General features: G+C 72.4%; 12 protein-coding genes. 5 read left to right on the forward strand and 7 right to left on the reverse strand.

What is annotated here, in order from left to right; translation table 11 throughout:
- Positions 1 to 9: 9 nt before the first annotated feature.
- From ADK66_RS21150 to ADK66_RS21180, 7 genes are all read right to left on the reverse strand, one after another.
- A complete protein-coding gene (locus ADK66_RS21150) occupies positions 10 to 678 on the reverse strand; it encodes a 1-acyl-sn-glycerol-3-phosphate acyltransferase (RefSeq protein ID WP_053657994.1) in 669 nt (222 codons plus the stop codon).
- Between the two features lie 22 nt (positions 679 to 700).
- Positions 701 to 1,285, reverse strand: coding sequence for a TetR/AcrR family transcriptional regulator (locus ADK66_RS21155; protein WP_053657995.1), 585 nt, complete (start codon positions 1,283 to 1,285; stop codon positions 701 to 703).
- 72 nt (positions 1,286 to 1,357) lie between these two features.
- On the reverse strand, positions 1,358 to 3,016 hold the full coding sequence (locus ADK66_RS21160; RefSeq protein WP_231640128.1) for a bifunctional diguanylate cyclase/phosphodiesterase: 1,659 nt from the start codon (positions 3,014 to 3,016) through the stop codon (positions 1,358 to 1,360).
- A gap of 79 nt (positions 3,017 to 3,095) precedes the next feature.
- Positions 3,096 to 3,905 carry an SAM-dependent methyltransferase gene (locus ADK66_RS21165; RefSeq protein ID WP_053657998.1) on the reverse strand — a complete coding sequence of 270 codons (810 nt, stop codon included), beginning with the start codon at positions 3,903 to 3,905 and terminating at the stop codon, positions 3,096 to 3,098.
- Between the two features lie 183 nt (positions 3,906 to 4,088).
- The gene (locus ADK66_RS21170) at positions 4,089 to 4,757 is read right to left on the reverse strand and encodes a response regulator transcription factor (RefSeq protein ID WP_007072219.1); all 669 of its coding nucleotides are present in this window, start codon (positions 4,755 to 4,757) and stop codon (positions 4,089 to 4,091) included.
- A 7-nt stretch (positions 4,758 to 4,764) separates the two neighbouring features.
- Positions 4,765 to 6,456 (reverse strand): GAF domain-containing sensor histidine kinase, encoded by a 1,692-nt coding sequence (locus tag ADK66_RS21175; protein WP_053658000.1) that lies wholly within the window; start codon positions 6,454 to 6,456, stop codon positions 4,765 to 4,767.
- A gap of 14 nt (positions 6,457 to 6,470) precedes the next feature.
- Positions 6,471 to 8,285, reverse strand: a complete 1,815-nt coding sequence (locus ADK66_RS21180) for a long-chain fatty acid--CoA ligase (protein ID WP_053658315.1) — start codon at positions 8,283 to 8,285, stop codon at positions 6,471 to 6,473.
- 188 nt (positions 8,286 to 8,473) lie between these two features.
- Between ADK66_RS21180 and ADK66_RS21185 the strand changes: the two genes are divergently transcribed.
- From ADK66_RS21185 to ADK66_RS21205, 5 genes are all read left to right on the forward strand, one after another.
- Positions 8,474 to 8,929 carry an SRPBCC family protein gene (locus tag ADK66_RS21185; protein WP_053658002.1) on the forward strand — a complete coding sequence of 152 codons (456 nt, stop codon included), beginning with the start codon at positions 8,474 to 8,476 and terminating at the stop codon, positions 8,927 to 8,929.
- A 31-nt stretch (positions 8,930 to 8,960) separates the two neighbouring features.
- Positions 8,961 to 9,674 carry a hypothetical protein gene (locus tag ADK66_RS21190; RefSeq protein WP_053658317.1) on the forward strand — a complete coding sequence of 238 codons (714 nt, stop codon included), beginning with the start codon at positions 8,961 to 8,963 and terminating at the stop codon, positions 9,672 to 9,674.
- Positions 9,675 to 9,745: 71 nt separating this feature from the next.
- The gene (locus ADK66_RS21195; RefSeq protein WP_053658004.1) at positions 9,746 to 10,693 is read left to right on the forward strand and encodes an ROK family glucokinase; all 948 of its coding nucleotides are present in this window, start codon (positions 9,746 to 9,748) and stop codon (positions 10,691 to 10,693) included.
- 10 nt (positions 10,694 to 10,703) lie between these two features.
- A complete protein-coding gene (locus ADK66_RS21200; RefSeq protein ID WP_053658005.1) occupies positions 10,704 to 11,408 on the forward strand; it encodes an endonuclease/exonuclease/phosphatase family protein in 705 nt (234 codons plus the stop codon).
- A gap of 113 nt (positions 11,409 to 11,521) precedes the next feature.
- Positions 11,522 to 12,928 (forward strand): NAD(P)/FAD-dependent oxidoreductase, encoded by a 1,407-nt coding sequence (locus ADK66_RS21205; RefSeq protein WP_053658006.1) that lies wholly within the window; start codon positions 11,522 to 11,524, stop codon positions 12,926 to 12,928.
- The last annotated feature ends 38 nt before the right edge of the window (positions 12,929 to 12,966 follow it).

Below are 12,966 nucleotides of genomic sequence, written 5' to 3' on the forward strand. Positions count from 1 at the left end.
CGCCACCACTCAGGTGCGGGCCGGCCGGGGTGGGGCGTGGTGGGGCACGTACTCCTGGCCGGTGAGCTGTTGGATCGCGGCCATCACCTCGTCGGTGACGGTCCGGATGTCGCGCGGCCCGTGGATGCGGCCAGCGACCTGGATCGGCGGGCCGAACCGCAGGGTGATCGGGTGCCGGCGGGGCAGCCGCGCGTCGACGGGCAGCACCTCGGCGGTGCCGAGCACTCCGACCGGGATGATCGGCACCTCGGCGTCGCGGGCCAGTCGGGTCATGCCGGTCCGGCCCCGGTAGAGCCGTCCGTCGGGGGAGCGGGTGCCCTCCGGGTAGATGGCGACGAGACCGCCGGCACGCAGCACCGGCACCGCGGCGTCGAGGGCGCTGAGGGCGGCCCGGCCGCCGCCGCGCTCGACCGGGATGGCACCCATGCCGTCGACGATCCGCCTGTTGAGCCAGCCGCTCGGACCACGCCCGGTGAAGTACTCCGACTTGGCCCAGAAGGTGACGTGCCGGGGGGCCGCGGTGACCAGGAACAGTTCGTCGGCGACGGACAGGTGGTTGCCGGCAAGGATCGCCCCGCTGTGTCGGGGCAGGTGCTCCCGCCCGTGCACCTGGGGCTGCCAGCCCAGCCGCAGCGCGGCGCCGACGGTCAACTTGGTGAGGTCGTACAGCAGGGGCACGGGTTCTCCGGGTGGTTGGTGGTCACCTGGCGGCGGGGCCGAGGTGGGAGTCGAGGGCGGCGTTCAGCAGGGCGTCGTCGTCGGTGGCGCCGGTGGCCAGGGGCAGGCTGCCCCACGCCCAGAGTTGGGCGATGCCGTGCAGGTTGGCCCAGAGGGCGCCGGCCAGGACGGGCACGGGGGCGTCCGTCGGTCGGCGTACCTGGGCCACCAGGTCGGCCAGGTCGTCGAACAGCGGCAGGCTCGTCTCGCGCAGCCGCAGACGGCCGCTTGCCAGCAGGTCGTGCCGGAACATCAGCTCGAACATGCCGCGGTGCTCGGCCGCGAAGTCCAGGTACGTCCGGCCCAGCGCCGCCAGTCGGGTACGCGGGTCGGGGCCGGCGTCGCGCATCGTCTGCTCGATCCGGGCGGTGAGGTCGGCGAAGCCCTCCCTGGCGATGGCGGAGAGCAGGTCGACGTGGGTGGGGAAGTAGCGGCGGGGAGCGCCGTGGGACACCCCGGCCCTGCGGGCGATCTCCCGCAACGACACCGCCGACTGGCCCTCACGCAGCACAAGGTCGACTCCGACGGCCACGAGCCGGGAGCGAAGGGTGGCGTCTTCCACGCTCATGACCTGTGTCTACCAGGGCTTGTAGACAGTGTCTACGAAATGGGGTAGGAGATGTCACACACCCGGGGAAGGTCAACGGATCCGGGCGAGAATCCGATCGGCGGGGGCGGGCGGGCCGAAATGCCAACCCTGCGCGGCGTCACAACCGATCGCCCGCAACCGCTCGGCCTGCCCGGCGGTCTCCACCCCTTCGGCGGTGACCGTCAGATCCAGCGCGTGCGCCAGCGAGACCAGCGACGCGAGAATCCGCTCGTCGGTACGCCCCACAGCAGGCGACCGCAGGCCGGCCACGAACTCACCGGCGACCTTCAACTCGGTGACGGGCAGATCCCGCAGGTACGCCAGGTTGCTGTAGCCCGTGCCGAAGTCGTCGATGGCGATCCGCACCCCGAGGTCGGCCAGCACCCGCAGGGCGCGCACCGGCTCCTCGGCGGTGCTCATCATCGTGCTCTCGGTGATCTCCAACTGGAGTCGTTCCGGCGGCAGGCCGGTCTGCCGCAGCAGGGCGCGTACCTCCTGCACCAGGCCGGGCCGGTGGACCTGCCGGACCGCCAGGTTGACGCTCACGAACGGCGCCTGCACACCGCCGGCCGACCACGCCTCCGCCTCCCGGCACGCCTCGGCCAGCACCCAGCCGCCCAGTTGCACGATCAGGCCGGTCTCCTCGGCCAGCCCGATGAAGCTGTCCGGCCGCAGCACGCCAAGCTCCGGGTGACGCCAGCGGACCAGCGCCTCCACGCCGAGCATCCGACCGTCGCGCAGCGAGGTGAGCGGCTGGTAGTCGAGATAGAACTCGCCGCGGTCCAGGGCCGCCGGGATGGCCGCGGAGAGGGCGTACCGGGCCAGCTCGCGGCGGTTGCGCTCGGCGTCGTAGAGCGTCCAGCGCGCGCCACCTGCCGACTTCGCCCAGTGCAGCGTGCTGTCGGCGGCCCGCATCAGGTCACTGGGATCGGCGCCGGCGACCTGACGTTCGACGATGCCGACGCTCGCCGAGACCTGAAGCTCGTGCCCGTCGACGGACCTCGGCGTCCGGACCGCCGCCAGGGCTGCCTCGGCTACCTTCACCACGTCGTCGGTGCCGCCGCTGCCCTCCACCAGGACGACGAACTCGTCGCCGCCGAGCCGGGCCACCAGGTGCTCGCCGAGCGCCTGACGCAGCTCCTCGGCCACCAGGATCAGCAGCCGGTCGCCGACCTGGTGCCCCAGGGTGTCGTTGACGACCTTGAACCGGTCCAGGTCGAGGAAGCACACGCCGACGCGCTGCGCGCCGCGACCCGGCTCGTTGAGCGCGGCGGTGAGCCGCTCGGTGAACAGCGTCCGGTTCGGCAGGCCGGTGAGCGGATCGTGGGTGGCCTGGTGGCGGAACCGCGCCTCACTGGCCCGTAGTGCCCGCTCGGCCTGCGTGCGGGCCATCATGGCGGCCCGGCGGATCGACTCCTGCTCGTCGAGCGTCCGGTCCCGCAGCGCCCGCGCGTAGCCGGTCGCCACGGCCGCCAGCAGCCGCGCCATCCGGTCCTCGACGTCCTCGGCCACCAGACCCAGGTCGCGCACCAGGCGGAGCTGGATGACCTCGACGGTACGGCCCAGCCCTTCGGCGGAGGCGATGTGCGCGGCGACCAGTTCGGCACCGACCCGGTACCCGGCCCGCAGGTCGAACGGCTCGGCGAGCAACGCGCCGGCCAACTGCCCGGTGAACCGGTGCAGCAGAGCCTCCAGCTGGGCCTGGGTCATCGGCAGGTAGCTCGTGCCGGAGACCGCCTTCGCCCAGGCGCGGGCGAAGGTGCCCGGGTGGCCGTCCGCCCCGGGCAGCTCAGTCACCGAGTCGCCCGACGCCGCCCATGAAGACCGCACGCTCGGCGTCCTCCGCGCTCTCCGGGGTGTCCGGCCGCCACTGCGGCACCCAGACCACGCCCGGGTCGACCAGCTCGAACCCGTCGAAGAGCGCGGTCAGCTCGGCCCGGCTGCGGACCGAGAGGGGATTGTCGGTGCGCTGGTAGACCCGCTCCGCCTCGGCCCGCTCGTCGTCGCTGCGCCCGTCGTCGCTGGCCTGCGACAGCACCAGGTAGCTGCCGGGGGCCAGTGCGTCTCTCAGGGTGCGCAGCAGCTCCGCCGGCCGGTCGGTGTCGGGGATGAAGTGCAGCACGGCCACGACCATCACGGCCACGGGCTGGCTCAGGTCGAGCAGCCTGCGAACGTCCGGGTGCTCCAAGATCCGCTCCGGGTGCCGCAGGTCCTCCTGCACCACCACGGCGAGGTCGTTGCCGGCCAGGATCTCCCGGCTGTGCGCCACCGCGACCGGGTCGACGTCCACATAGACCACCCGCGACAGTGGGTCGATCCGCTGGGCGATCTCGTGGACGTTGCCGACAGTGGGGATGCCCGAGCCGATGTCCAGGAACTGCCGGACACCGGCCTCGGCGAGGTGGCTCACCGCCCGACGCAGGAACGCCCGGTTGGCCTGGGCCATCAACGGCGCTTCCGGGACGGCGGCCACCATGGCCTGGGCCGCGGCCCGGTCGGCGGCGAAGTTGTGCGAGCCGCCCAGGTAGTAGTCGTACATCCGCGCGACGCTCGGGCGCTCGATGTCGATGGTGTCGGGTGCCCAGTCCGGCCGCTGCATGCGCTCACCCCTAGAGTCCGCGATGCGGGCATCACCCGCGCGGGTATTGTGCCCCCGCAGGCACCGCCAGACCATAGCCTGACGCCAGGTTGCCCCCGACAGCGGTCGATACGCGAAGTCCGCGCCGGCGGAGTGCGGGCGCGGACTTCGAGTGGGGCGTCCCGCTCGACGAGCGGACGCGGATCAGAACTTCGGGGCGTCCGGCGCCTCGAGCAGGCCCAGCCGCAGCGCGGTCATCAGCGCCTGCGCCCGGTTGGCGGCCCCGAGCTTCTCGTAGAGCTTGGAGATGTGCGTCTTGGCCGTGGACTCGCTGACGAACAGCTGCTTGGCGATGCCCGCCACGCTCATGCCGTCGGCGAGCAGCCGCAGCACCTGACCCTCGCGGGGAGAGAGCTGCGGGCCGGACGGGGCGAGCCGACGCTTCATCGCCTCGGCCAGGTCGGCCGCGGTGAACGCGCTGGGGGAGGACGCGGCGTGCCGCGCGGCGGCCACCACCTCGTCGGCCGGGGCGGTCTTCGGCACGAACGCGCTCGCGCCGGCCTCCAGGGCGCCGAAGAGCTGGTCGTCGCCCGCGTACATGGTCAGCACCACGATGCCCATCGACGCGCTGGACTTACGCAGCGCCCGCGTGGCCTCCAGGCCACTGCCGTCGGGCAGCCGCAGGTCCATGATCACAACGTCCGGCTGCAGGGCACCGGCCTGGCGTACGCCCTCTGCCGCCGTGGCGGCCTCACCGACGACCTCGAACTGGCGGTCACGCTCGAAGGCGTGCCGCAGGCCCTTACGAATGAGGTCATGATCGTCGACAAGGAGGACCTTGGTGCGGGTGGCCGGTGTCGGACTTGTGGTCATCCTCGGGTTACTCCCCTTCTGATGCTGCGCTACCGCGCACGTTATCGCGCCGGGACGAGGTGCCGAGAACTACCGCCACGGTCGTGCCGCTGGGCTGCCGCGGCCTGATCTCCAACCGGCCCCGGATACGTTCCGCTCTCTCGGCCATGATTGCAAGACCGTACCGCCCGTCGGGGCGCTGGTCAGCCATCCCCTGACCGTCATCCGACACTTCAATTTGCGCGTAGGGGGGATCAACCTCACACGTCACCCAGAGGTTCGACGCCCCGGCGTGCTTGCGCGCGTTGGTCACCGCCTCCTGCGCGATGCGCAGCAGTTCGGCTTCGGTAGCGGCGGGCAGTCGCGCGGTGGACTCGTCGAGCGACAGGTGCACCCGCAGCCCGCCGGAGGCACCCACCGTACGAGCGTACTCGGCGATCGCGGCGGCCAGGCCACCCTGGCGGTCCACCTCGCTGCGCAGTTCGAACAGACTCAACCGCAGCTCGGTGATCACCCGCGTCACCTCGGCACGCAGCGTACGCAGCGCCTCGGCGGTCTCGTCCGCGTCGTCGAAGACGGTGGCCAGGGCGTTGTCGATGCCGTAGCCGACCATCACCAACTCCTGCGCCACCCCGTCGTGGATCTCCCGGGCCAGTCGCTGGCGCTCCTCGTTCGTGGCCAGCGAGCGGACGTCGTCGAAGAGCAGCGCCGCCTCCAGCCGCAGCGCGGCCGGCTGGGTCAGCGCGGTCACCCGGGACACCACAGCGGGCGGGTACGCCTGCGCGGCGTCGGCCTCCAGCACCACGAGCCCGACCGTGCGTACGCCTGCCACCAGCGGGACGATAAGCGCGGAGACGTCACCGCCCCGGTGCGAGCGCGACTGCGACCGCGCGGCGGTCTGCGCCTGCTGGCTGGCCCAGGCGTCGGCGATCGCCGAATCCGCGTCCAGGGTCGTCTCCCAGTCCACCCGGTCCACGCCGGCCTGGGCGAGCACCACGAGCCGTCCGCCTCCGCTGGCCGACAGCACCGCGCCCCGGTCCGCGGGTGCGACCGTGCGCAGCTCGTCCAGCAGGTGCTCGGAGATGCCGCCCGGGTCCAGCGTCGCGCCGGGCAGTTGCCGGGCCACAGTACGCAGCTGGGTCAGCAGTCGGGTCGCCTCGGCGTACGGCTGCGGCTTGTTCTCGGCGCGTACGGCGATGATGCGGTGCAGGGCGCCGGCGGCGTACAGCCCGAGCGCGGCCAGGATCAGCCACTGCGCGCAGACCGCGAGGTAGCCGACCTGGCTGAGCTGACGCTCGCCGCCGACCTCGGTCAGCGCGCCGCTGATCAGAAGCGTGGCGCCGGCCACCGCGAGCAGCGCGCCGCCTTCGGCGAAGCGACGGCGCAGCGCGGTGACGATCACCGGCGCCGCCAGGTAGGGCAGCACCGCCGAGGCGCCGAGCCCGTCGACGGTGCCGCCGATCGACGCGACAGCTGCCACCTCGCTCGCGGCCAGGCCCACCACCACGACCTCGGCCACCCGGCCCAGTGGCCCGATCAGGCCGTGCTGCGGGGCCAGCAGGGCGGGCAGCCCGGCGACCGCCAGCAGCGCGATCCACCACAGCTGGGTGACGTCGCGGGTGGCGATCAGGGTCAGGATCGCGACCAGCGCCAGCATCACCAGGCGGGCGGCCGCGGTGAGGGGATGCGGGTGCGGGGCGACTGATGTGGATGCGGGCACGTGACGGATGGTAGTCAGCCCCGATAGATATCGGCGATCTCAGCCGCGTACGTCTTGTGCACGACCTGTCGCTTGACCTTCATCGACGGGGTCATCTCACCGGTGGTCTCGGTGAAGTCCTGGGGCAGGATCCGGAAGACCTTGATCGCCTCGGCCTTGGAGACGGACTGGTTGGCGGTGTCGATCGCCGACTGGATCTCCGCCCGCAGACCCTCGTGCTCGCGCAGTTGCTCGACGGGGGTGTCGGCGGGCAGCCCGGCGTTCTCCAGGAACGTCGGCAACGCCTCCTCGTCGATGGTGACGAGCGCCGCGATGAACGGCTGGCGGTCGCCGACGACGACACACTGGCTGACCAGCGGGTGCGACCGGACCAGGTCCTCCAGCACGGCCGGGGCGACGTTCTTGCCCGCGGCGGTGACGATCAGCTCCTTCTTGCGGCCGGTGATGGTGAGGTAGCCGTCGTCGTCGAGCTGGCCCAGGTCGCCAGTGCGGAACCAGCCGTCGGCGGTGAGGGCTTCGGCGGTCGCCACCTCGTTGTGCCAGTAGCCCTGGAAGACCAGGTCACCGGCGATCAGGATCTCGCCGTCGTCCTCGATGCGCACTGTCACGCCGGGCAGCGGCCGACCGACAGTGCCGATCCGGGTGCCGGTGGGAAGGTTCGCGGCGGCGGCGGGCGAGGTCTCGGTCAGCCCGTAGCCCTCAAGGATCGGCACGCCGATGCCGCGGAAGAAGTGGCCGAGCCGGGCACCGAGCGGGGCGCCGCCGGAGATGGCGTCGCGACACCGGCCGCCGAGCGCCGCGCGCAGCTTGCGGTAGACAAGCCTGTCGAAGACCGCGTGCTGGGCCCGCAGCGTCAGGCTCGGCCCGCGCGGTGTCTCCAACGCCTCGCTGTACGCGATGGCGACCTGCTCGGCGCGGGCGAAGATGCCGCCCTTGCCGTTGGCCTCGGCCTTCTGCTTGGCCCCGTTGTAGACCTTCTCGAACACCCGGGGTACGGAGAGCACGAAGGTCGGCCGGAAGTCCTGCAACTCGGCGATCAGGTTCTTGGTGTCGGAGCAGTGCGCCATCGTGGCCCGGGCCTGCACCACGCCGATCTGGATGAGCCGGGCGAAGGCGTGCGCCAGCGGCAGGAAGAGCAGGGTGGCCGCGCCGGCGTTGAACAGGTTCGGCAGTACCGGGACCGCGTTGGCGATGTCGGCGTACATGTTGCGGTGGGTCAGCATGCAGCCCTTGGGCCGGCCGGTGGTGCCACTGGTGTAGATGATGGTGGCCAGGTCGCTGGCGCGGGTCGCCTTGCGGCGCTGCTCCACCTCGACCAACTCGACGGCGGCGCCGGTGGTGACCAGCTCGTCGACGGCGCCCTGCTCGATCTGCCAGACGTGGTTCAGCTCCGGCACCCGCTCGCGGATTCCGTCGACGAGGGCGGCGTGCGCGGGGGTCTCCACCACGACGGCGACCGCGCCGGAGTCGGCGAGGATCCACGCGGCCTGCTCGGGGCTTGACGTCTCGTAGATCGGCACGGTGACCGCGCCGGCCGCCCAGATGGCGTAGTCCAGCAGCGTCCACTCGTAGCGGGTGCGGCTCATCAGCGCGACGCGGTCGCCCTGCTGGACGCCGGCTGCGATCAGCCCTCGGGCCACCGCCGCGACCTCGTCGCGGAACTGGAGGCAGGTGATCTCCGCCCAGGTGGTGACGGTGCCGTCGGCCGACCGGGTGGCGCGGGCGAACTGGACGGTGTCCGGTGCGACCTCGGCGTTGTCCCACACCGGATCGGTGAGGTTGGCCGCCTCGCCGACGGTGACGATCGGCGGAACAGAGAACTCGCGCACCTGCACTCCTTCGTGCTCGCACTGGCCGGGCGGGCCGCCGCGCGAGGGCGGTGGCCTGCTCGAAACCTACCCGGCGGGTGGTACGGGTGGCACACGCAGGATGCCTGTCCGGCCTCGTGGGAGCCGGTTCGGCGTGTGGCGGGGGCGGCGCGGCGCGGGGGGAGGCGCCCTCCGGGTAGCCTTCGCGCATGGCGGACTCCTCCACCCAGTCGATCATCATCGGCGCGTCACCGGACCGGGTGGCGGCGGTCATCTGTGACTTCTCGCGGTACCCGGAGTGGACCGAGGCGGTGCGCCGCGCCGAGGTGATCGAGGAGTACGAGGACGGCTACGCCAGCCAGGTGCGTTTCACCATCGACGCCGGGGTGATGGCCGACGAGTACGTGCTCGCCTACGAGTACGCCGAGGACGTGTCGCGCGTCGAGTGGCATCTCGTCGCCCCCTCGAAGATGCAGAAGAGCCAGCGCGGCTCGTACGACCTGGCGGCCAACCCGGACGGCAGCACCACGGTGACCTACACGCTTGAGGTCGAGTTGTCCGTGGGAATGCTCGGCATGTTCCGGCGCAAGGCCGAAAAGATGATCATGGACACCGCGTTGAAGCAGCTCAAGCGCCGGGTAGAAGCACCCGGTACAGCGCAGTGACGTGTCCGGCAGCACGGTAGGGGAGCCGACGGTGGGCGGAACGGATCCGGGTTCGGCCCGGGAAGAGGCGGAACGACTGGTTGCCACAGTGCTCGCGGGGGCCCGGCTGGCCTCCGGTCAGGCGGCGGGCGGCGCGTTCGGCTCGCTGGGCGGGATGCTGTCCGGTGTCCTCGGTCACAGTGCCCCGCCCGGTGGCGGCGGCAGCGGTTCCGGTGCCGGCGGCGGTTTCGCCACCGGCTCGGCGGAATGCTGCGTCTGCCCGGTCTGTCGTGGCATCGCCGCTTTACGCGATCCGAGTCCGGAATTCGCCGAGCGCCTCGCGACCGGAGCCGGCGACCTCGCGGCCGGTGTCGCCAGCCTGCTCCGCGCGTTCGCCCCGGTCGACCAGCCTGCGGCCGACCCGTCGGGGTCGTCGGCACCGACCTCGCCGGCACCTGGGCAGACGACAGGCCCGAGCGGCGACGACCCGGCACCGCAGCCCCACCCGACCGACCGGTCCGGCTCAACCGATGACGATCACGTGTGGCGCGATGCCACCCGCAGCGGGCATGATTCTCAGCCGGCGCCGGAGCGGGATGTCTGGTCGGTCGCCACCCGGACGGCGGGCCCACCCGCCCCGGCCACCGCAGTACCCGTCGACGAGGCCGGGTCGGTGGCCGCACCGGCACCGACCAGCCGGCCCGTGGTGCCCGCTTCGCGGGTGCCCGACGACACCGGTGCGGACGCACCGGGCGACGTCGCCTGAGCGCGGGACATCCTGACCCGGACCGGCGTGCCGTCGGCGCGTGGGCCGGACAGCAGAGGGGAGCGGCAGCGGTGACGCTGACCATCGGAGTCGACGTCGGTGGCACGAAGGTGGCCGGCGGTGTCGTGGACGACACCGGCAAGGTCCTCGTGCAGGCCCGACGGGACACTCCCGCCGATGACGTCGGCAAGACCCGCGACGTCATCATCGAGCTGGTCAGCGAGCTGGCTGCCGGGCGCGTCATCGAGGGCGTCGGCATCGGTGCGGCCGGCTGGATCGACGCTCACCGCTCCACTGTCCTCTTCGCCCCCAACCTGGCCTGGCGCGACGAGCCGCTGCGCGAGTACGTCAGCAGCGCGGTCGGGGTGCCGGTGATCGTCGAGAACGACGCGAACGTGGCCGCCTGGGCCGAGTTCCGCTACGGCGCAGCCCGGGCCGCCGACGACTCCATGGTCATGTTCACGATCGGCACCGGCGTCGGCGGTGGCATCGTGCTCGGCGGTGACCTGGTCCGCGGCGCGCACGGCATCGCCGCGGAGCTGGGCCACATGCTTGCCGTGCCGGACGGTCACCAGTGCGGCTGCGGGCGGCTTGGCTGCATCGAGCAGTACGCCAGCGGCAGCGCCCTGGTCCGCTTCGCCCGCGCCGGCGCCCGACAGGAGCCGCAACGTGCCGCGGCGCTGCTGGACCTGGCCGGTGGCGAGGCCGAGGCGATCACCGGCCCGATGGTGACCGCCGCCGCGCAGGGCGGCGACATGGTCTCCGCCGAGGCGTTCGCGCAGATCGGCCGCTGGCTGGGCACCAGCCTCGCCGACATGGCGCAGATCCTCGACCCGCAGGCCCTTGTCGTCGGCGGTGGCGTGATCGACGCCGGTGACCTGCTGCTCGGCCCGACCCGCCGCTCCTACGTCGAATCGCTCGCCCAGCGGGGCCGCCTGCCGGTGGCCGAGGTGCTCCCCGCCGAGCTGGGCAACAGCGCAGGGGTGATCGGCGCGGCCGACCTGGCCCGGCGGATCTGAGACGGTCGGGATGGACGAGGTCTCGGGCGTACCACTGCGTGTGGTGTCGTACAACATCCACAGCCAGCGCGACGACACCGCCGCGTTGGCGGCGGTGGTCCGGGCCGCGGGCCCGGACGTGGTGATCGTGCAGGAGGGGCCGCGCCGGTTCCGGTGGCGGGAGAAGTCCGCCGCCCTCGCCGAGTCGTTCGGGCTGGTGGTGGCCTCCGGTGGGCTGCCCGCGCTGGGCAACCTGCTGCTGACCAGCCTGCGCGTGCAGGTGACAGGCACCAGGTGCCAGCGCTTCCCGCTGACCCCGGGCCGGCACCTGCGCGGCGCCGCGTACGCCGAATGCCGGGTCGGCGGCGCCCGGTTCAGCCTGGTCGGCTCGCACCTGTCCACCGATCCTGCCGAACGTCCCGGGCAGGCCGCCGAGCTCAAGCGCGGCCTGGCGGCGGCGGGCGGCCCGGTGGTGGTCGGTGCCGACCTGAACGAGGGGCCGGACGGGCCGGCCTGGGCCACTGTGGCCGACGGGCTCACCGACGCCGCCGTGGCGGCCGACCGGGCGGACCGGCTCACCTACTCGTGCGCGGACCCGCGTCGGCGCATCGACGCGCTCTTCGTCGACCCGCGGGTCACAGTGGTCGACTACGACGTGGTGGACACTCCGCAGACCCGGCGGGCCAGCGATCATTTTCCGGTCCTGGTCGACCTGCTGCTGCCCAGCTCCGGCTGACCCGCCGCTCGCCCGCCCGCCGATCGATCCGCGTCGGGACTGGACATCCGGCGCTGATGTGGAGAGGATTTCGCGGCGAACGGCACCCGTGCCGCACAAAAGGAGATGTCCCGGTGTCCACCTCCACCGACCACGGCCGGCCCGACCCGGAGGGGACGCCGTCGGCGCAGAGCCGCGACGTCCGCCCCCTGTCCGATCGGAGCGACACGGTCTGCGTCATCGGGGCCGGGGCCAGCGGCCTGACGGCCATCAAGAACCTGCGCGAGCACGGCTTCGGGGTGGACTGCTACGAACGGGAGACCGGAGTCGGCGGCGCCTGGAACTGGCGCCACGATCGCAGCCCGGTGTACGCGAGCACCCACCTGATCTCGTCGAAGCCGTTCACCCAGTTCCCCGACTTCCCGATGCCGGACTCCTGGCCGGACTACCCGCACCACAGCCAGCTGCTCTCGTACTTCGAGCGCTACGCCGACCATTTCGACCTGCGGTCGCACATCTGGTTCGGCACCGAGGTGGTCCGTGTGGAGCCCGCCGAGGGGGACCGCTGGGACGTGACGACCCGCTCCACCGGCGGGTACGGCCCGGAGCGCACCTCCCGCTACGCCGCGGTGGTGATCGCCAACGGGCACAACTGGTCGCCGAAGCTGCCCCGCTACGAGGGCCTTGAGCAGTTCCGTGGCGAGATCATGCACGCCTCGTCCTACAAGGACCCGGCGCAGTTGCGCGGCAAGCGGGTCCTCGTGGTGGGCGCCGGCAACACCGGCTGCGACATCGCCGTGGAGGCCGCCCAGCAGGCCTCGCGCTGCTGGCACTCCACCCGGCGCGGCTACTGGTACGCCCCGAAGTACGTCCTCGGTCGCCCCGCCGACCAGGTCAACGACTCGCTGCTGGCGCTGCGGGTGCCGCTGCGGGTACGCCAGTGGCTCTACCACTGGACGCTGCGGCTGACCGTTGGCGACCTGACCCGCTTCGGCCTGCCCAAGCCCGACCACCGGGTGTACGAGACGCACCCGATCGCCAACAGCCAGCTCGTCTACTACGTGGGCCACGGCGGGATCGGCCCGGTGCCCGACGTGGCCCGGTTCCACCCGTACGCGGTGGAGCTGGCCGACGGCCGCGAGATCGACCCCGAGCTCGTCATCTTCGCCACGGGTTACCTGCCGCGTTTCGAGTTCCTCGACGCATCGGTGTTCGGTGACAGCGCCGGCACGGGTCGGCCCACGCTGTGGCTCAACGCGTTCACACCGGGGCACCCGACGCTCGCGGTGGCCGGCCTGGTGCAGCCGGACTCCGGGTTGTTCGCCCTGTCGCACTGGCAGACGGTGCTCTTCGCCCGGCTGTTGCGGGCCCGCCGCGACCGGCCGGAGCGGGCCGCGGCGTTCGCGCAGCGGGTGCGCGACCGGGCCGGGGAGCGCTACTCCGGGCAGGTCAAGGACAGCAGCCGGCACTGGTTCGAGGTCGGTCACGCCGACTATCTGCGCGCCGTCCAGCGCGCCCTGCACGACCTGGAGGGCAAGTGAGCGCGAGGAGTGAGCTTGCGAGCCCCGCAGTCGCGAAC

The organism is Micromonospora sp. NRRL B-16802 (genome assembly GCF_001279555.1).
Taxonomy (GTDB): domain Bacteria; phylum Actinomycetota; class Actinomycetes; order Mycobacteriales; family Micromonosporaceae; genus Micromonospora; species Micromonospora profundi.